We start from the raw sequence: 19,913 nt of genomic DNA, 5'->3' as shown, positions 1-19,913 counted from the left end.
AGCCCCTTTTTTGCTATCAACTAAAGGCTATAGCAAAGATAATTTACTAACCCTTTTATTATGTCTTACCACATTTCCTACTGGATAATAAATACCCAAATCATTCATCTGAAATATTCACCCACTATTCGCCGTTCCCAATCCATAGCGGACTAAAGATATAACTTTTACCTTATAGCTGAGTCGGTAAATTCTATTTTTGTATTATGTTAACGGCCTGTAAAGTCAATCCAAGCCTCAGCGCTGCCCTGTGCAGCAATAAGAGAATCAGGAATGACATTGAGTATTTTGCATCACTACATCGCCGGGGAATTTGTCGACAGCACCAAGCGTTTTGACAATATCAATCCAGTTAACGGCCAACGTATTTGCCAGGTGGCTGAAGCCGATAAAAAACAGGTAAATCAGGCCGTTATGGCCGCTAAAGACGCTTTACGCGGCCCTTGGGGCAGCATGTCGGTGCACCAGCGCGCTGCCTTGTTACATAAAGTCGCCGATGGTATTGAGGCCAGGTTTGATGAATTTGTCGCTGCTGAAATGCGCGATACCGGAAAATCCCTGCAGCAGGCTTCCAGCATTGATATTCCCCGCGGGGCCGCCAATTTCCGGGTATTTGCCGACATGGTAAAAACCGCTGGCAGTGAGTGTTTTCATACTGATACGCCAGATGGCAAAGGTGCACTGAACTACAGTCTGCCCAAGCCCCTTGGCGTTGTTGCTGTCATCGCACCCTGGAATCTGCCGCTATTACTGCTGACCTGGAAGCTGGCACCGGCACTGGCGGCGGGCAACTGTATCGTCGCCAAACCGTCGGAAGAAACACCGTCCAGCGCGACCTTACTGGCAGAAGTGATGCATGAAGCGGGTATCCCGCCTGGGGTATTCAACCTGATCCATGGCTTTGGCCCTAATTCAGCAGGCGAATATCTCACCAGTCATGCACATATTGATGCCATTACCTTTACCGGCGAGTCCCGCACCGGCAGTGCCATTATGCGCGCCGCCGCAGAGCACGTGAAACCCCTGTCTTTTGAACTGGGTGGTAAAAATGCCGCGATTATCTTTGAAGACGCTGACTTTGAAGCGGCCGTCGAAGGTACTGCACGGTCAGTCTTTACTAACGGTGGGCAGGTGTGCCTCTGTACCGAGCGAGTGTATGTACATAGTTCCCTCTTAGAGCGCTTTGTGGCGGCGTTAAAACAAAAAGCCGAGGCCATGAAAATTGGCTGGCCCACGGACGCCGATACCGACATGGGGCCACTGATCTCCTTTGAGCATCGCAATAAGGTGCTGTCTTATTACAAACTGGCCGCCGAAGAAGGGGCCACTTTTGTCACTGGCGGCAGCGTGCCCGAATTTGGTGATGAACGCGACCAGGGCGCTTGGGTGCAACCCACTTTAATTACCGGTCTGAGCGAAGACGCCCGCTGCGTCAAAGAGGAAATCTTTGGTCCCATCGCCCACATCAGCTCTTTTGACAGTGAGGAACAAGCTGTGGCGCTGGCCAACAACAGTAAGTACGGCCTGGCTGCTGCCATTTGGACCCAGGATATTAGCCGCGGTCATCGGGTGGCCAGGCAAATGGAAGCCGGCATGATATGGGTGAATACCTGGTATCTGCGTGACCTGCGCACCCCCTTTGGCGGGGTAAAAATGTCTGGTATCGGCCGTGAGGGTGGCCAGCATTCCCTGAATTTTTATGCTGAACCCAGCAACATCTGCATCAAGCTGTAAGAGGAAACTATGCAATCACAAGCCACTGACGCTGAACTTCGCGCCGCCTTGCAATTGCGCCAGGCTCAGGAGTGCGGCCAACCTTGTACTCCTGTGCGTACATTATTGGCAGACAACGATCTTGAGAGTGCCTATCGGGTACAACAGCTCAATACTGAATATTGGCAACAGCAGGGTCGCCGTTTAGTCGGTCGGAAAATCGGCCTGACATCCAAAGTGGTACAAACCCAGCTTGGTGTTGACCAGCCCGATTTTGGCGCCCTGTTTGCTGACATGGCCATAGCCGAAGGCAAAGAGATTCCTTTCTCTGCTGTACTGCAACCTAAAATTGAAGCCGAAGTGGCCCTGGTGCTGGAGCAGGATCTGACCATGCAGCAGCCCACACTGGCGGATTTGCTACGCGCCACCGCCTTTGCGCTGCCAGCGCTTGAGATAGTTGGCAGCCGGGTGGAAAACTGGGATATCCGCATTGTCGATACCGTAGCCGACAACGCCTCCAGTGGTCTGTATGTACTGGGTGGCAAACCAACACCCCTTAGCCAGATAGACCTCAAACTATGCGGTATGAGTTTAAGCCGTCGAGGTGAACCGGTTTCCACCGGTGCCGGGGTAGCTTGCCTGGGTCACCCTTTGAGTGCAGCGCTGTGGCTGGCCAAAACCATGGCACAGTTAGGGCAACCTTTGCGTGCTGGCGACACCATTCTGACCGGCGCCCTTGGCCCCATGGTCGCAGTCCAGCCGGGTGATGTTTTTGATTGTGAAATCAGTGGACTTGGCTCGGTAAGAGCCAGTTTCAGCGCACGATAAGGAAGGCCCATGGACAATAAACAACATCAAACCATGCAGATTGCCGAGATTCTGGATAGAGCCATGCTGAATAGCCAGGCTACGCCGCAGCTAAGTCTGGACTACCCGGAAATTGGTTTGAAGCAGGCTTACCAGATTCAGGCCGCCGGTATTGAGAAACGCATGAGCCGCAACGAAAAGCTGCTGGGCATTAAAATGGGCTTTACCAGCCGGGCAAAAATGCTGCAAATGGGCGTGGATGACCTGATTTGGGGCCGTCTGACCAGCACTATGCAACTGGTGGAAGGTGACAGTGTCAGTCTCAAGCGTTTTATTCACCCCAGAATTGAGCCGGAAATTGCCTTTCGCCTGAATAAAACCCTCAAAGGCAAAGTGAGTCTGCTGGAAGCCATGAATGCCGTAGATGCTGTTGCACCAGCGCTGGAAATTATCGATTCACGTTATGCCAACTTTAAGTTCTCGCTGGCCGATGTGGTCGCAGACAATTCCTCCTCTTCCGGCTTTGTATTGGGCCAGTGGTGCTCCCCCAAGCAGGATATCCGCAATCAGGCCATGGTGATGGAAGTTAACGGTAAGCCGGTACAGATAGGTTCATCTTCGGCCATTCTTGGCAATCCCTGGCGCTCATTGGTGGAAGCGGCGCGCCTGGCGGCAGAGTCCGATATTTGTCTGGAAGCCGGTTGGATAGTGCTGGCCGGCGCGGCCACGGCGGCACATCCGCTCAGTACTGGCGACCATGTTTGCTTGCATACCAGCAGCATGGGTCAGGTCCATCTGCATGCCGGAGAATAATATGACTAACCGTTCAACCCTGGTCAGTGGTAAAGCCACACCAAGAGGCAAGTTTCCCCACATTAAGCGAGCCGGTGATTTTTTGTTTGTCTCGGGCACCAGCTCGCGCCTGCCAGATAACAGCATAGTGGGCGCAGAAGTGGATGCTATGGGCACCACCAATCTGGATATCCGCGCCCAGACCCGTGCGGTGATTGACAACATCAGCGATATTCTGGCCGTCGAAGGGGCAACCCTGGCAGACTTAGTAGAAATCAGTACCTTTCTGGTCAATATGAATGATTTTGGTCCTTACAATCAGGTATATAGCGAGTACTTCGATGCCAACGGACCAACCCGTACCACAGTAGCCGTACATCAGTTGCCACATCCGCACCTGCTGATTGAAATCAAGGCGGTGGCCTATAAGCCGCAGTCCAACGCGGTCAAGGAGAGCTAACATGACACAACTCAAAGCCTTTAATTTCCAAAAATGGCTGGATGACCATAAAGATAAGCTGCAACCGCCGGTCAACAACGCATTGATTTGGGAAGATGCAGACTTGATGTGTACGGTAGTGGGTGGCCCTAATCAGCGCTTTGACTACCATGTGGACCCGGTAGAAGAGTTCTTCTACCAAATGAAAGGCAATGCGTACCTCAACATCATGGGGGAAAACGGCCCATATAAACTGGAGCTAAAAGAGGGTGACGTATTTTTGTTACCCCCTTATGTACCCCACTCTCCGCAACGCCCCGAGGCAGGCAGCTTGTGTCTGGTTATTGAGCCCAAACGCCCAGAGGGCAAGCATGACGCATTTCGTTGGTACTGCCTGAGCTGCAACCACCTGCTGCATGAAGTGCAAGTGGAACTGAAATCCATCGTCAAAGACCTGCCCCCGCTGTTTAAAGCTTTTCAGGAAAATGAGCAATTACGCACCTGCAGTGCCTGTGGCGAATTGCACCCCGGCAAATAGGAGTTGGCCATGAAGTTAATCGACATGCATGCGCACTTTTTTCCAGCTAGTTTGCCGGACTTCGCTGCGCGTTTTAACAGCCAGGGCTGGCCACAAGTGGTGCACAAGAATGCCGAGCAAGCAGACATTCTGATTGACGGCAAACTATTCCGGCCTATTACCCATGCCTGCTGGGACAGCCAAAAACGCCTGGCAGATATGGATAAGCTTGGTATCGACATCCAGATTATGTGCGCCACACCGGTACTTTTTGCCTACCACCGCCCCGTGGAACAGGCTTTGGCGCTGGCTGCCTGGCTGAATGACCAGGCACTGGAACTTTGCACTCCGGATAGCCAACGCCTCAAAGCCCTGTGTCAGGTGCCCATGCAGGATATCGACGCGGCCTGCGCTGAGGTTTCCCGTTGTATGGCCAATGGCCATGTGGGGGTGCAAATTGGTAACCATGTGGGTCTGAAGAATCTGGATGACGAAGGTATTGTGACCTTCTTGCACCACTGCGCCGATATTGGCGCACCTGTGCTTATCCATCCCTGGGATATGATGGCCCCCGAGCGCATGCCTAAATATATGTTGCCCTGGCTGGTCGCCATGCCTGCCGAAACGCAACTGTCGATTTTATCCCTGATTTTATCGGGAGCCTTTGAGCGTTTGCCCCGCAGCCTGAAAATCTGTTTTGCCCATGGTGGTGGCAGTTTCCCTTATTTGATTGGCCGCGTGGATAACGCCTGGAAACACAGAGATATCGTGCGCGAAGACTGCCCTAACCTACCCTCCAGCTACATGGACAGGTTCTATGTGGACTCGGCGGTATTTCACCCCGATGCCCTGGCCTTACTGGTCAAAACCATGGGCGAAGAGCGGGTGATGCTGGGCTCAGACTATCCCTTTCCTTTGGGTGAGCAGGTCATAGGTGAGCTGGTAAAAAGCCACGATGAGCTAGGCGCACAGACCAAGCAACGCATTCTGGCAGATAACGCCGCTGAATTTTTTAACCTTAATAAATAACGGAGACCGACATGCAGAATTATAGAAGGCTCCCGCTGAGTGCCATAGCCGCTGCGCTGGTTGTCAGCACGGGTTTAATCGCCAGTCCCTGGGACATAAGCAAAGACACGCCGGTTAACATCAAGGACCCTATAGTTAAGCGCCAGGCTGAATTGGGTGGTGACCGCACGCCGGCTAATCCAGTGCCTGGTAGTTATGGTATGCAGGCAGATGGCAGCTTCGTGCATCCCAAGGCGACCCCGGAGTCTCATGATGCCTTTCCTTTTGAAGGGCAACTGGATTACTGGGATCCCAACAGCTACATCAAGAATATGAAGGTGGAAGCTTACTACCCTATTACGGTAGAGCCTTTTCATACTTGGCAGAATATTGTTGATTTCAATGGTCGCCGCTATCTCTACCAATATGTGCGCCGTGATCTGAAGATATTTGATATTACGGACCCCAAGAGCGTTGAACTGCTTCTGACCCGGGGCCACACCTGGGGCGCTAACGGCCCTGACGGTGAAGAACAAAATCCGTATGCAGAAAACGACATGATGGGCGCGGCCAGTATCCAATGGAGCAAAAAGCTGGGTAAATATGTAATGGTGCAAGCATTTGAGATTCGTCGTTTCGGTTTGCTACGTGATAAATACCGCCAGCCAGATAAAGTAGAAGCAATTCGCAACGCCAATCACCTTAAAGGCTTTAAAGTCTACGAGATGAATGGACCGCTCCCCAAAGACTGGAAACTAATTGCCGAGCGGACCACTGACATCTTGCATGCGGATGCCCCTGTAGGACAGCAGCAAGGTTCAGGGGTAAGGGATATTCCCGCTTATTTCGGCGACGACATTATGTATGTCTCCGCAGCCCCGGATAAGCGCTGGGGTTTGACCGAATACCCCAATGACCTATACAGCGCAGGCTATCAGGCCTGGGATATGTCTGATCCGACTAACCCCAGATTCTTGGATATGCTAGGTTTGCCTGGGCAAATCGTCGGCGACCCGGAGCATGAGGCGGTCTTCAAAGCAGATCCGCGTGCAGGAAACCGTACCTCCTGGATGGGCTCTCGTATGCCACTGTTTATTCCCAAACCGGCTTCCCAGGGTGGTAAGTATGGTTATGGCGCCATGGGCGGGTTAGGTTTTGTGGTAGTGGATATCAGCGACCCATCCAATATGCAGGTGGTCAGTAATCTGAAGTTCCCAGCCAATATTGCCGGTACCGAAGGGGATTTTGTCGATGTGTCCCAGGTTGAAGAAACCGGTCTGGTGTATTTCAGTGGCTACCCACTCAACGAAGACTGCTACGAGCCTTACAAAGATATCCATATTATTGATGTGTCTGACCCGGCCAATCCCAAGGTGAAAGGTGTGATGCCTCGTCCCAAGCCGCCAGCCGACGCATCCTTTACGGATTTTTGTCAGCGTCGTGGTAGCTTTGGTCCAAAACGCACTGGTGCCTATCATCAACCGGGTAGTCACAAAGCCGGTATTCTGCCGTTTAACTTCTACAATGCCGGCTTGCAGGTGTTTGACGTAAGCAACCCGGATAAACCACAAATTGCTGCCTACTTCGTGCCACCCTTTAAGGAAGATCAGGTAGCCAGCTATGCCATGGGCAATTTGTCCCACTCGGTTTATGTGGAGTACGACCGCAACCTATTCTGGCTGTTTACTAACCATGGCTTCTACGCCCTGTCCAGCCCGCTTTTGGGTGAGCCCAGCTTTGCCCCACCTAAGCAGGCATGGCCGCCAAGACCCTAATCAGAAAAAGGAGCCGTAAGGCTCCTTTTTATTGAGTGGCTTATTTTTCAGCAAAAGTGGCGAATTGTGCCAAAGTTTGGCAAAACCTATTTATTTACTCCACACAACAAATACATAACCAATTGATTTTAAACAGCTTACTTATGTGGCCTGAGGCTTGCTTTTAAATATCAAAAAGCAAAATCAACAGGATTAACATGAAAAAACATACTCTCGCTCTGCTGGTGCCACTGTTCAGCGTGACCTTACTCTCCGGCTGTATTATTCACGTGGGTGGTGATGTTGATGAACATGGAAATTCAAGCACGGTATTTGGTGGTATTGATATTCAAAGTGACCGTAAGGTAGGCGATTTGAGCACGGTCAACGGCGGAATTGACATTGGTCATCGCAGCAGCGCCGGAGATGTCAGCACAGTCAACGGTGGTATCGAACTGGGCGACAATGTATCAGTGGAAGAAGCTGAAACCGTCAACGGCAGCATCATTGCTGGTAAGAACTTGCGAGTGAGTGACGATCTTGAAACCGTAAATGGTCGCATCAGTCTGGAACGCGGCGCCCAGGTAGCTGGAGATATCAGCACAGTGAATGGCGATATCCTGCTGGATGACGCAGAGGTTGGTAAAGATCTGGAGACCCTGAATGGCGATATCGTGTTGAAAGGCAGTACCACCATTAAAGGTGATGTAGTGTTTAATCACCGCAAAGATAAAAGCTGGGGTGACGATGACGAGCCGACCTTGTTTGTCGACAAAAATGCCCGCATCGAGGGTCGTATTATTCTGCATAAGCCAGTAAAGCTGGACTTGGAAGATCCGGCATTGCTGAACAAAGTTGAGCGCCGTTACAGCGCAGAATAAAAGTCCAAGCGTCTTAGTATAAAAACCTTAAATAAGGCGGGCCTAGCCCGCCTTATTGCAAAGCTGACGTAGGTTAAAACGCCTGTTTTATATTGACATACACCATGCGACCACGGGGATCGTGCACAGTGGCATCGTAGCCAAGCGAATTGCGCACGGTAGGGGCGGCGCGGTCAAACAGGTTCTGCGCCCCCACCATTAACCTTGGGCCCTCCCCCGTACTTAGCAAAGGATCCATCTGATAGATGTACTGCATATCTATCTTGGTCCAACTGGCAACTTTAGCGTTGTCTTCATTGTCATTCTGGTAATCGCCAATATGGCGAACATAAAGATTGCCACTGTGCTTACCGTTACTCCACAGCAAGCCCAGATTAGCGCGCAGCTCGACGGTGGATACGCCAAAGTTTTCATCGTTGACATTGCCCAGGCCATCGATGGGGCCGAGTAGCGGATCGTCCAGGTCATAGCTGAGCAGATAAGTACCATCCAGCATAGGGCGCAGGTTACCCCACTCCCCCATGTCCAGATCCGTGAACAAGCTGAAATCTATGCCATCGGTTTGCACCGAGCCGGCGTTGCGGTAGTAAGTGGTGATTTTCACCGCTTCGCCACCCGGTCCGCGCTCAATCTGACTGCTGGTCGGGTCGACAGCCAGCAATGCTGCAGCGGACTCAGGCGTAATAAAGTTCTTATAATCAAAGCGCCAGTAATCCAGATTCAAAGTAACATCTTCGGCGAAGGTCCAGCTCATCCCCAGGTTCACAGCCTCAGACTCCTGTGGCTTTAATGGGCGCTCTGGATCACCGGTCAGCAATGAGATAAAACTCACTTCATCACCACCGGCCAGCGGATCATTGGCGGTTTGCGGCGTAATAAACTGGGAATCATTCTGAAACACGGTAGCCACTCTGAACGAGGTGCCGTAACTGGCTCTTAGGCTAAAGTCCTGGCTTGGGGTCCACAGCAGGGCTACTTTGGGGTCAGTGGTACTGGCCAAGTCAAAATCCTCGTAACGTATCGCGGTCTGCATCGTCAGATCGTAAGTCAACGGAATGGAGAATTCGGCGAATGCCGCCCACACTTTCTGTTCCCCGGTAAAATCTTCACCGCCACCAAAAAAGTTAAACACCAGATCGTTAGATAACTCGTTAAAATCGTATTCCAGCTTATCGGTACGATGTTGCACACCAAAAGCAGCCCCTAGCGAACCGGCTGGCAGTTCAAATAAATCACCGGTGACATGGGCGTCAAATACGCTTTGGCTGGATTTAGCCTGATAGCCAAACTCGCCAAAGATAAAGTCATACATCTCAGGGGTATTTTTATCCTGGCTGCTCGACAGCCAATAATAAAATGCATCGCCGTTTGGCCCACCCTGACCATTCAAGGCCGCTTGCAAATTGTTGGTAATCACATCTTTGCGGGCGTTTTCTGCTTCATTGACACTGGTAGTCCAGGTGGCTTTCCAACTCCAATCATTGGTCAAGTCGCCTTTCAGGCCGAGTTGATAACGCCAGCTTTGGTAAACTTTGTCATCTTTATTGGGCTCGGAACCAGCCCCCAGTGGTCGGATAAACAGCACGCCACTGTTAGAGGCACTGCCGGGAAAGGGGTCAGGGCCTCCTACTTCGATAGCGTCCGGGTGATACGCAGGTACCCGCACTTCGTCTAGCTGGGGTTGGCTTGGCACCGAATTAATCGTGGTCTTATTGCGGGCCACCACCAATTCACTGAACAACTGCGTGCTGTCGGTTAAATCAAAGGTCGCTTGCGCCATGGCCTGTGTTTGTTCGGCGGCGGCAATGATGTCACCGTAATAACCGTAGTTCAGTTCGCAAGCACCGTCGCTTGGGAACTCACCATCTGGCTTGCGGCGCACCAGACCCGGATATTTTTCAAAAGCACTACCATCCAGGCAGCTTGGGTCAATGAGTTTAATCGGCGGTCCCGGAGGGCCGTCAAACGCAATCACCTTGCCGGGAAAGCCGTAACCACTCCAGGAGTCTTGATTGTCGGCATAATCATCGCGTCGCGCAGAATTAGGCACATTGGTGCGCTTTAAGTAATTCACGGCAAACATCAGATTGCTGCGTTCACCTGCCGCCCCCACAATAGCGCCCAGGCTGACTTCGTCCGAGCCGTATTTATTGTGCTGGTAGTTGGCATCCAGCTCGAATCCTTCAAAGGTGGAACGGGTAATAAAATTTACCACCCCAGCCACCGCATCAGAGCCATACAAGGACGACGCGCCATCTTTGAGTATTTCCACCCGCTCCACGGCGATGGCGGGCACCAATGTGCTGAGATCCACAAACTGATCACCGGCTTCGGTAACCGCCGGTGACAAGGTGTGCCGCTGACCGTTTAGCAAAACCAGCGTAGAGGTAACGCCCAAACCACGCAGGTTGATATTAGTCGTACCGGCTGAACGGGCTTGTTCGAAACTGTCCGAATAAACCTGCGCTCCGGTATTGATGGTCAAGGTATTGACCAGATCGGAAACACTGGTGGCCCCGATATTATTCAGATCGTCTTCACCAATTACGGCAATAGGCGAAGCGCTGGTGCCCTGCTCTTTGCCTTTGATAAACGACCCCGTGACGACGATTTGCTCGACATTCCTGTCCTGGTTGGCTGGCGCATCTTGCGCCATCAGGCTGTGACTGGTTGCCAAACCGGATAGTAGGCAACTGGTGCATAAGCCCAGATTGGTTAGGTTGGTGTGTCGTGTCATACCCGTCTCCTCTTTCGTTCTTGTTGCTGTGCGGTTGATTGAGGTTGTTTATTTTGCACTCACTTTTTTTACATATAATTCAATGTTAAATATTTGTATATATTTTTAATCAATTTAAATACATTTATATTTTCATGTATACATTAATAAAGGTGATGAAATGCTCTGGCTTTATCAAGATTGGGATTCGTTGATGTCTTTTAAGGTACGCGCCTGCTTGGCCGCCAAAGGCTTGAGTTGGCAAAGCCAGCGCGTGGTGCTGCGGGACTTTGAACATCTGCATCCCGATTACCTGGCGCTTAATCCGGCCGGCGTGGTGCCGACCCTCGTGCATAACGGCCAGGTTATCCGCGAGTCCAGCATCATCAATGAGTATCTGGACGAAACTTTTATACCCAGCTTGGTCCCCTCACAACCAATGGCCCGGGCTAATATGCGAATGTGGTGTAAGTATTTTGATGATGTGATCCACCCCACGCTGAGAGTGGCATCTTTTCAGCTTATGATTCGCCAGCGCTTTACCAATATGACCCCTGAAGCGCTCGAAACGCTGATCGCCTCGCACCCGCAGCCAGCACGAGCGGCCGCCTTTCGTAACCTGGTGGGAACTTGTGTGGATTACCAGGCGGTGCTGGCAAGTGTTCAACAGCTTGTTGCGATTGTGGAGTTGATGGAGCAACGGCTGACCCAGCATACCTGGCTGGCCGATGAAACCTTTACCCTGGCGGATATCAGTACGATGGCATTGGCTGACAGGGTAAGTCGTTTAAAGTTTGATTTTATCTGGCAGGGCAAGCCACAGGTGCAAGACTGGCTGACGCGCATACGCACCCACCCGGCCTATAAGCAGGCCATGTGTCCACCGGAATACAGGATGCCCAGTCCCAAAGCCGAAGATCTGGAGCAACTGGGCAGATTACTGAAACAACAAGGCCTGCAAGAGTAACCAGACTCTAAATAATCTGGCAGGCTTCATCAAAATCCAAACGCGGCAGGCGCTGAAACAGTTTTGTGGTATCACCGTAACCCAGGCAGCACAAAAAGTTGCTGCGGACACGGGTACCGGCAAAGAAAGCCTCATCACAGGCCTGATTATTAAAACCCGACATTGGGCCTACATCCAAACCCAGGGCGCGCGCCGCAATCATCAGGTAAGCGCCCTGTAGTGTGCCATTTCTAAAAGCCGTGATTTCAGCAGCCTTGGCATTGTCGGCCATCATCTGACGAGCACCGGGGTTGTGGGCAAACAGCTTGTCCATCTTCTCGTAAAACGCCAGGTCATGGGCAACGATCACGGTAACAGGTGCGCTCAGTACCTTGTTGACATTGAGTGGGGCCAGGCAGGCTTTGAGCTTTTGCTTGGCCTGTTCACTTTGTATAAACACGAAGCGGGCCGGGCAACTGTTCATACTGGTGGAGCCCATTTTCACAATCTCGTAAAGCTGCCTGAGGGTTTGCTTGGCAACAGGTTTATCCAGCCAACCATTATGGCTGCGTGCTTCACACAGGATCTGATCCAGCATCTTCGGGCTTAGGGGTTCAAATTCCTCTCGAAGCTTGGTGGCAGCGGCCTGTGCCATATCAATAGCCTGCTGTTGTGTGTGACTAATAGCCGGTGAATTCATCTTGGCGTCCTCCCAATAGACATGGTTGAGTTAAAAAAAACACTAGATCTGAATGCAATCTAGATTTAATGTATACAATAACATTATCAAAGTATACCTAGATAGGTTTAGAGATCTGAGACTATGGAGTTTATCGACGCTGTTTTGCCATTGGCCGCCATGATGCTGGCCACAGGAATCGTCGCCGGTCTGCTGGCTGGTTTGCTGGGTGTAGGTGGCGGCATTGTGATAGTGCCGGTGCTGGACACGGCCTTGGGTTTGTACGGTATAGAGCCGGCCATTCGCATGCATGTAGCCGTTGCCACGTCGCTGACCTGCATTATCTTTACCTCGATTTCATCCACCCGGGCACATCACGCCAAAGGGGCAGTGGACTTGGGTTTGGTAAAAATCTGGGGCCCGGCGGTGCTGATGGGCTCACTTTTAGGCGCCATCGGCGCAGCCTTTGTGGACAGCCAGGTTTTATCCGCGGTGTTTGGCGTGGTGGCACTGCTGGTCGCCCTAAAAATGCTGTTGCCACTGGACAATCTGATCCTCAGCCGAGATGTGCCACGTGGGCTGGCAGCACCTTTTCCCCCACTGGCCATAGGCGGCTTGTCGAGCATGATGGGTATAGGCGGCGGCACCCTGAGCGTGCCGGTGCTAACCCTGATGAATCAGCCTATCCATCGCGCGGTGGGTACAGCTGCGCTGTTTGGATTACTGATCAGCCTGCCTGGCGCTTTTGGTTTCGCCTACTCAGGCTGGGGAGACTCGCGCCTGCCACCAGGCAGCCTGGGTTATATCAATCTGATCGGTGTGGCACTGATCGCACCGGTCACTGTGGTAATGGCTCCCTTTGGCGCCAAGCTCGCCCATCGCTTGGATAAACGTAGGCTCAGCATGCTGTTCGGTTTTTTCCTGCTGTTGGTCGCTGGCCGCATGCTGTACCGCACCTTACTGGCTTGAATATGTAAAAAAAGATAGCAAGGCTTACTGATATTCAATTTTAGATATATCAGGCAGCTATTTAATTAGTCGAATTTCATCGGTAAGACCCGCAAAGTGGGCTTGATGAATTGCAAGAGTTAAGCCCCTTAGGGGCACAAAATAAGAGAATTCTGTATGACAACATTCGCACTAGCGACTTACCAGACGCAAGGCCATGAACGCACGGCTATGCAGATCCAAGGCAAGTTTTTCGACCTGGAGAGCTGTTTTGAAGCCGTTCACCCAGCACAGCACAGCAAACCACGCTGGGTATTCAGCAGTACCGATGCAATTTGCCACTGGGAGCAAACCTCGGCTGAATTGCAGGACCTGGCTGAACAGGTGATTCTGTTGGTCGAGCAGGGCAAGTTAGCACCACTGGCTGAGAATTTGCAGCTGCAGGTGCCCTTTCGCCCCACCACCATTTTTGGTACGGCATCCAATTATCAAGAACATGCAGCCGAGATGAATACCATTCTGGCCGCCAAGCCGGACAGCTCCCCTTATGTGTTTATGAAAGCCACCACCTCAGTAACCGCTACCCAGACAGATGTGATTCTGCCGCCGGAAACCCAGCAATTGGACTGGGAAGTGGAACTGGGCGTAGTCATAGGTAAGGCCGCCCGCCGGGTAAAAGCCGCTGATGCTCTTAACTATATTGCAGGCTACACCGTGGTGAATGATATTTCTGCCCGGGATCTGAATCGTCGCAGCGACTACCCCTTTAAACACGACTGGTTTCGCGGCAAAAGCTGGGACACCTTCTGCCCCATGGGGCCGGTCTTCGTACCCAAGCAAGCTATCGTCGACCCGCATCAGATTAAGCTGTCGCTGTTTTTGAACGGTAAACAAATGCAAGACGGCAATACCAGCGAACTGATTTGGAACGTATTTGAACAAATCGAGTACCTGTCCAGCATTTTGACCCTGCGCCCTGGAGATTTGATTATGACCGGTACCCCCGCCGGGGTAGGTAAAGGTATCGGTTTGTATCTAAAGCCGGGCGATGTACTGGAAGCCAGCGCCGAGGGCGTGGGCTGCATTAAAAATACCGTCAGAGCCGAAGTGCTCTGAACCAGAGGAGAGCAACATGTACCAACCCAAGCCAACTAAACTGGGCCATCTGGTGCTCAAAGTGCAGGACATACAACGTTCGGTGCAGTTTTATCAGGAGGTGGTCGGTCTGACCGTGTCTGACTGGATAGATGATCGCATGGTGTTTTTACGTGCCGGTCAGGACCATCATGATCTGGCCTTATTGCAGCTGCCTGCTGATCAACTAAGCAAGCAGGACCCGGCCCAGTCACGCATCGAGCACTTCTCCTATCACGTCGACAGCATCGAAGACATCAAGCAGATCACTAAGATGTTGCTGGCGCGCGGGATTGAAATTGACCGCGGCATTGGTCGCCATGGCCCAGGGGACAATACCTTTATCGTGTTTAAAGACCCGGATGGCAACAACGTGGAATTTTACTCTGACATGCTGCAAATCACCGAACAAGCCCCCTATGCAGCTTCAGTCTGGCCAGGTACCGAAATGGGCACCTTTGATCAGTGGAATTTAGAAAGCTTTGTGGTGGAGCCGCCAGCGCGGATCAAAGCCATTATTAAGAATGACAAGTAAGGGAGAATCCTGATGCCCTTTATACAAATTAACCAAGACAGCTTTTATTACGAAGTGCATGGCCAGGGCGAGCCTGTGGTGCTGGCCCACGGTTTGGGCGGCAATCATGCCAGTTGGTACAAACAGGTGGCCGTACTCGCCAAAGCCTATCAGGTGATCACCTTTGATCATCGTGGTTTTGGCAATTCCACCGACCAGGCTGGCCTGGGGCGTAGCGGTTTTGTTAGCGACCTGCTGGCTTTGCTTAACCACTTGCAACTGCCCAAAGTCGCACTGGTGGGTCAGTCCATGGGCGGCGGCACAGCCATTCAGTTTGCCAGTCAATACCCTGAGCGAGTTGCCGGGTTGGTAATTGCCGACTCCCTACATGGCTTACAGGAAAGTTCTGAAGTCGCGGCCATTATGGACAAGGCGCGGGCCGACACTGCCCACCTGGACCAATTGCAACGGGTGCTGGGCGAGGCATTTCGCCAAGCAAACCCCGAGCAGGGCCTGTTATACCGCCAGTTCAACAGCTTTAACCGCACCGATCGCAGCAATCTTAGCGGTGAATATGCCGCCACAAAAGTGGATCCGGCCACTTTAGGCAAGCTTGGTTTTGCCGTGATGTTTCTGGCCGGTCAGGACGATATTTTGTTCCCCATTGAGGCGATTCGCCTGGTGCAGGAGCAGGTGGATGGTTCCTTTATCGTGGAATTTGACGCCTGCGGTCATTCGGCCTTTTTTGAAAAGCCGGTGGAATTCAACGACAGCCTGCTGAGCTTTCTGCAGATGGCCGGGCTTGCGCCCTGCGCCGCCGCACATAGCAACAGTGCGGGTTACATTCATCCATAATCAGATTTAACGGGTACCCTATCATGACTAATAAAACCGTAGCTCAACAGGTCGTCGATGCGCTCAAGGAGCTGGGCGTCAAACATGTGTTCGGCGTACCCAGCGGCGGCTGGGTGGATTACATGGAAGCCCTGCGCACTACAGACGGCATCGAATTTGTTCTCGCCACTCACGAAGGCGGCGCGGCCTTTATGGCTGATGTTTGTGGCCGTATTACCGGTGTGCCCGGCGTGTGTTTCGGCACCTTTGGCCCAGGCGCCACTAACCTGGCCACCGGCGTGGGTAGTGCCTATTTGGATCGCTCGCCAATGATTGCCCTGACCGACGAAATGCCCGCAGCCAAGCGTGGCCGCATCGTGCAGATGGCCATTGACCATCAGGCGCTGTTCGCCCCTATCACCAAAAAAACCACCCGTCTGGAAGCCGAGCGTGTCCGCGAAATCATCTTTGATGCCGCCCATGTAGCCACTTCCGGCGTGCCTGGCCCTGTGCATATCGGCTTGCCGGTGGGGATGAGTGCCCTGCCAGCGGTGCAAGAAAGTGCCAAGCCTATTGCGCCGAAAATTGCCGAGCCAGCGGCTCAGGTGCTGTTGGATAAGATGCGCGAGCTGTTTGTACAGGCCGATAAACCCGTGATTGCGCTGGGTATGCGTGCTATTACCAGCGGCGTGCAGGAGCAGGTGATTGCCCTGGCCGAAAAGTTCCAGGTACCTGTGGTGCTAAACCCCATGGCCAAGGGCATGCTGGCCGAGTCGCATCCTAACTATGCCGGCGTGTTGTTCCATGCCTTGAGCGATGTGGTAGGGCAAACCCATCAGCAGGCCGATTTGGTGGTCAGCATCGGCTATGACGAAGTGGAATTTAACTACGAAGACTGGATCCCCAATGCACCACTGGTCAGCCTGGATATCGCTGCCACCGATCTGGATACCAGCAAATATACCTTAGCCTGTGACGTGCTGGGCAATATCAAGCATTCGGTGGAGTATCTGCTCGCCAGCGACTGCGCTGCTAAGAACTGGGATTTAAATGCCTTGGCAAAGCGTAAGGCCGAGATGTTTGCCCGTATGTCTCCCAATAATGACGCCTTCGGTCCTTGTGCTGCGCTGGATATTTTGCGCGACAAGTTTCCACAACACGGCATTATGACCTGTGATGTAGGTGCCCATATTCACCTGATTGGACAAAAGTGGCCCACGCCTAAACCGGGTCTGCAAATTATGACCAACGGTTGGTCGGCCATGGGCTTTGCCATTCCTTCGGCTATTGCCGCCAAGCTGTGTAAACCCGATACGCCAGTCTGTTCGGTGGTGGGAGACGGCGGTTTCTTGATGACTGCCGGTGAACTCGCTGTGGCCGTCAGGGAAAAGCTGAATATCGTGTATGTGCTTTTCACAGACAATGACCTGGCGCTGATCCGTATCAAGCAAGAGAAAAAGCACAACCCGATTTACGGCACCCCGATTCGTGAACGCGGCACTATTGGCGGCGACAATATCTTCGGAGCGCCGGTGCTAAAAGCCTTTGATAAACAGGAATACGCCCAGGCGCTGGAAAAAGCCTTTGCCATGCAGGGGCCGGTGATTGTCGAGGCGATTTTAAACTCGCGCGAGTATGACAGCCTGGTACTGCGTAAGGACAAACCCTGATATGCAGGCCGCCATTTTGTATCCAAATGCAGCGGCCAGCTTGCTGATCAATGGTCAGTGGCTGGCAAGTGACGCCAGTATGCAGATCCACAACCCGTTTAATAATGACGTGGTAAGTGAAGTCTCCTGCGCCGATGACCGCCATGTATTGCAAGCGGTGAAAAGCGCCAGACTGGCGTTTGAGAAACATCGTTTTTTACCCAGCGCTGAGCGCGCCGCTTGGTTAAAAGGTGCGGCCAATCTGGTTCAGCAGCGGCACGAGGATTTTGCCCGCACTATCGCGCTGGAAACCGGCAAGCCCATTCAGGCCGCGCGTAAGGAAGTACGGCGCTGTATCAATACGCTAAACCTGTCCGCCGAGGAAGCGACCAGATTGACCGGCGAAACCCTGCGTTTCGACAGTTTTGTCGGGGGGGAAGAGCGCATCGGTTACTACGAACAGGTGCCGCTGGGGGTGATCGCCGCGATTACACCTTTTAATGACCCGCTAAACCTGGCCGCACACAAATTAGGACCGGCCCTGGCCGCTGGCAATGCGGTGGTGCTGAAGCCCTCGCAGCAAGCGCCCTTATCGGCATTAATGTTGGTGCAAGCCCTGCTAGAAAGCGGCCTGCCACCAGGCCAGGTGAATGTGCTGACCGGCTATGCCCGGGAGTTCGCTCAGGCGCTGGTAAGCCATAAGGATGTGGCGATGGTAACTTACACCGGCGGCGAAGCCTCGGGAGAAATCATCGCCAAAAACGCCGGGATTAAAAAGTTGGCCATGGAACTGGGGGCTAACAGCCCGGTACTGGTGATGGACGACTGCAATCTGCCAAAAGCTGTGGCCGCTTGCGTGTCTGGCGCTTACTGGGCGGTAGGGCAAAATTGTATCGGGGTGCAGCGAATTTATATTCAGCGCAGTCTGTACAGCGCCTTTAAGCAAGCCTTTATCGAACAGACGGCCAAATTGAGGGTGGGCAGCCAGCTATCAGACGATACCGATATTGGCCCCATGATCAACGAACGTGAAGCCATGCGTATTGAACAATGGGTTGAACAAGCAGTCGCCAACGGCGCTAATTTGCTGGTAGGCGGCAAGCGCGAAGGTGCCTGTTACTATCCCACCGCCCTGGACAACCTCAAAGACAGCGATCGGCTGGTTTGTCAGGAAGCCTTTGGCCCGGTGGTCAGTCTGTTTGCCTTTGATGATTTGGACGACGCCCTGGCCCAGGCGAATAGTGCGGAGTTCTCTATTCACGGCGCAGTATTTACCAGTAACCTGAATACCGCCATGAAGGTGAGTCGGGAACTGGACGTGGCCGGTGTGATGGTCAACGATTCCACCGACTATCGCCTCGATGCGATGCCCTTTGGCGGCGCTAAGCGCGGTAGCCTGGGACGTGAAGGGGTGAAATTTGCGATACGGGAAATGAGCCAGACCAAAGTGATGTGTATGCAGCTCGACCTCGACTGATTGGTGCTAGTAAAGCGCTCTCTTCGTGTCCTTCTATTCTTCGTGGTGATATAGGCAGTTCAAGAATTTATTTACCACGAAGGTCACGAAGAACACGAAGGGGCTAATAACAACGTTTTCTGACTTTAAGAAAATGATGTTCTTGCACGCTGCATACCCAAACCGAACAGGTATTCTCTTCGTGTCCTTCTATTCTTCGTGGTGATATAGGCAGTTTAAGTATTTGTTTACTGCGAAGGTCACGAAGAACACGAAGGGGCTAATAACCCCGTGCTTAAGAGAGTCATCTTTCGGTAATCTACGTATCTAGCGTCACTGCAAGACACCTTTTTGTATTCAAGAACTTAGAGATTTGTACACAATAAAAAGCCCGTGTATATATCGCTTGAAAGTTAAGGGATATCTTTTAAACTGACCCGAGTTTGGCTGCGTTTGAAGCAATAGGAATGTCCACTCTGACTATCTCTGACAAAATTTATAACCAACTGTCTGCGCAAATTATCTCGGGTGAGATTAAACCCGGACAAAAGTTGGAAGAGCAGGAAATTGCCAATCAATTCGGCGTATCCCGCACTCCTATTCGCGAGGCCTTTCGCCTGCTGCACACCAGCGGTTTAGTAGAAAGCAAGGCTCATAAAGGGGTAACGGTGATTGAGCTGGATATTGATCAGCTCAGCGATATGTATGAAGCCCTGCAAGAGCTGGAAGCCCTGTGCGCGCGCTTAAGTGCCGAGCGCATGACCGCCGTTGAACGTAAGCAAATTCAGCGTATGCATCAGTTGTCGGAAGAGGCGGTTCACAGCGAAGATGTAGAGCGTTTTGCCGAACTTAATAACCAAATTCATACCGCCATTCATCAAGGCTCGCGGAATAAAACCCTGCAGGAAACCATTGCAAAGCTGCGAAAGCGTCTGAGCTTGTATCGCCAACCCTGGCTGTTTGAAAAACGCAATCGTTTGGAAGCCTCATACCGTGAACACGCTGAGTTGGTAGAGGCAATTATTGCCGGCGACCGCGATCAGGCGTTTGACGCCATGCGTAACCATATTTCCAATACCAGCCTGGGCACTATTGATTATCTGATTAGTCAGAAGCCGCTGTAGAT

Annotated in this window: 18 protein-coding genes; 16 read left to right on the top strand and 2 right to left on the bottom strand. The window is 52.2% G+C overall.

All coding sequences use genetic code 11. The features are described 5' to 3' along the window. The first annotated feature begins 273 nt into the window (after window positions 1-273). From KJY73_RS12090 to KJY73_RS12055, 8 genes are all read left to right on the top strand, one after another. Window positions 274-1,734, top strand: a complete 1,461-nt coding sequence (locus tag KJY73_RS12090; RefSeq protein WP_214343993.1) for a 2-hydroxymuconic semialdehyde dehydrogenase — start codon at window positions 274-276, stop codon at window positions 1,732-1,734. A 9-nt stretch (window positions 1,735-1,743) separates the two neighbouring features. Next, on the top strand, window positions 1,744-2,541 hold the full coding sequence (mhpD, locus tag KJY73_RS12085) for a 2-keto-4-pentenoate hydratase (RefSeq protein ID WP_214343992.1): 798 nt from the start codon (window positions 1,744-1,746) through the stop codon (window positions 2,539-2,541). A 9-nt stretch (window positions 2,542-2,550) separates the two neighbouring features. Beyond that, window positions 2,551-3,333, top strand: coding sequence for a 2-keto-4-pentenoate hydratase (locus KJY73_RS12080; RefSeq protein ID WP_232848583.1), 783 nt, complete (start codon window positions 2,551-2,553; stop codon window positions 3,331-3,333). A 1-nt stretch (window position 3,334) separates the two neighbouring features. Then, entirely contained in the window at window positions 3,335-3,772 is a 438-nt protein-coding gene (locus KJY73_RS12075; RefSeq protein WP_232848582.1) for a RidA family protein, read from the top strand. A 1-nt stretch (window position 3,773) separates the two neighbouring features. Then, the gene (locus tag KJY73_RS12070; protein ID WP_214343990.1) at window positions 3,774-4,289 is read left to right on the top strand and encodes a 3-hydroxyanthranilate 3,4-dioxygenase; all 516 of its coding nucleotides are present in this window, start codon (window positions 3,774-3,776) and stop codon (window positions 4,287-4,289) included. Between the two features lie 9 nt (window positions 4,290-4,298). Next, entirely contained in the window at window positions 4,299-5,297 is a 999-nt protein-coding gene (locus KJY73_RS12065; protein ID WP_214343989.1) for an amidohydrolase family protein, read from the top strand. Window positions 5,298-5,308: 11 nt separating this feature from the next. Further along, entirely contained in the window at window positions 5,309-7,051 is a 1,743-nt protein-coding gene (locus KJY73_RS12060; protein WP_214343988.1) for an LVIVD repeat-containing protein, read from the top strand. Between the two features lie 197 nt (window positions 7,052-7,248). Beyond that, on the top strand, window positions 7,249-7,911 hold the full coding sequence (locus KJY73_RS12055) for a DUF4097 family beta strand repeat-containing protein (RefSeq protein ID WP_214343987.1): 663 nt from the start codon (window positions 7,249-7,251) through the stop codon (window positions 7,909-7,911). A gap of 73 nt (window positions 7,912-7,984) precedes the next feature. Here the strand turns inward: KJY73_RS12055 and KJY73_RS12050 are convergent, their stop codons facing one another. After that, window positions 7,985-10,648 carry a TonB-dependent receptor gene (locus KJY73_RS12050; RefSeq protein WP_214343986.1) on the bottom strand — a complete coding sequence of 888 codons (2,664 nt, stop codon included), beginning with the start codon at window positions 10,646-10,648 and terminating at the stop codon, window positions 7,985-7,987. Between the two features lie 160 nt (window positions 10,649-10,808). Between KJY73_RS12050 and KJY73_RS12045 the strand changes: the two genes are divergently transcribed. Continuing rightward, the gene (locus KJY73_RS12045) at window positions 10,809-11,594 is read left to right on the top strand and encodes a glutathione S-transferase family protein (protein WP_214343985.1); all 786 of its coding nucleotides are present in this window, start codon (window positions 10,809-10,811) and stop codon (window positions 11,592-11,594) included. Between the two features lie 7 nt (window positions 11,595-11,601). Here KJY73_RS12045 and KJY73_RS12040 read toward each other — a convergent pair whose 3' ends face one another. Then, window positions 11,602-12,273, bottom strand: coding sequence for a malonic semialdehyde reductase (locus KJY73_RS12040; protein WP_214343984.1), 672 nt, complete (start codon window positions 12,271-12,273; stop codon window positions 11,602-11,604). Window positions 12,274-12,396: 123 nt separating this feature from the next. Between KJY73_RS12040 and KJY73_RS12035 the strand changes: the two genes are divergently transcribed. The 7 genes from KJY73_RS12035 (at window position 12,397) to KJY73_RS12005 (ending at window position 19,911) form a co-directional block, all read left to right on the top strand. Beyond that, complete coding sequence (locus KJY73_RS12035; protein ID WP_188690499.1) at window positions 12,397-13,221, top strand: sulfite exporter TauE/SafE family protein; 825 nt, start codon at window positions 12,397-12,399, stop codon at window positions 13,219-13,221. A 156-nt stretch (window positions 13,222-13,377) separates the two neighbouring features. Continuing rightward, window positions 13,378-14,316, top strand: a complete 939-nt coding sequence (locus KJY73_RS12030) for a fumarylacetoacetate hydrolase family protein (RefSeq protein WP_214343983.1) — start codon at window positions 13,378-13,380, stop codon at window positions 14,314-14,316. Between the two features lie 16 nt (window positions 14,317-14,332). Next, entirely contained in the window at window positions 14,333-14,869 is a 537-nt protein-coding gene (locus KJY73_RS12025; protein WP_214343982.1) for a VOC family protein, read from the top strand. A 12-nt stretch (window positions 14,870-14,881) separates the two neighbouring features. Beyond that, window positions 14,882-15,703 (top strand): alpha/beta fold hydrolase, encoded by an 822-nt coding sequence (locus KJY73_RS12020; protein ID WP_214343981.1) that lies wholly within the window; start codon window positions 14,882-14,884, stop codon window positions 15,701-15,703. 23 nt (window positions 15,704-15,726) lie between these two features. Continuing rightward, entirely contained in the window at window positions 15,727-17,352 is a 1,626-nt protein-coding gene (locus KJY73_RS12015; protein ID WP_214343980.1) for a thiamine pyrophosphate-binding protein, read from the top strand. A 1-nt stretch (window position 17,353) separates the two neighbouring features. Then, window positions 17,354-18,808 (top strand): aldehyde dehydrogenase family protein, encoded by a 1,455-nt coding sequence (locus KJY73_RS12010; RefSeq protein ID WP_214343979.1) that lies wholly within the window; start codon window positions 17,354-17,356, stop codon window positions 18,806-18,808. A 446-nt stretch (window positions 18,809-19,254) separates the two neighbouring features. Continuing rightward, window positions 19,255-19,911, top strand: a complete 657-nt coding sequence (locus KJY73_RS12005; protein WP_188690517.1) for a GntR family transcriptional regulator — start codon at window positions 19,255-19,257, stop codon at window positions 19,909-19,911. The last annotated feature ends 2 nt before the right edge of the window (window positions 19,912-19,913 follow it).

Origin of the sequence: Bowmanella yangjiangensis, from assembly GCF_018531185.1 — a bacterium.
In the GTDB taxonomy this organism is placed as follows: Bacteria; Pseudomonadota; Gammaproteobacteria; order Enterobacterales; family Alteromonadaceae; genus Bowmanella; species Bowmanella yangjiangensis.
Note: the sequence above shows the minus strand (reverse complement) of the source record. Positions and strands in the feature narration are given on the sequence as shown.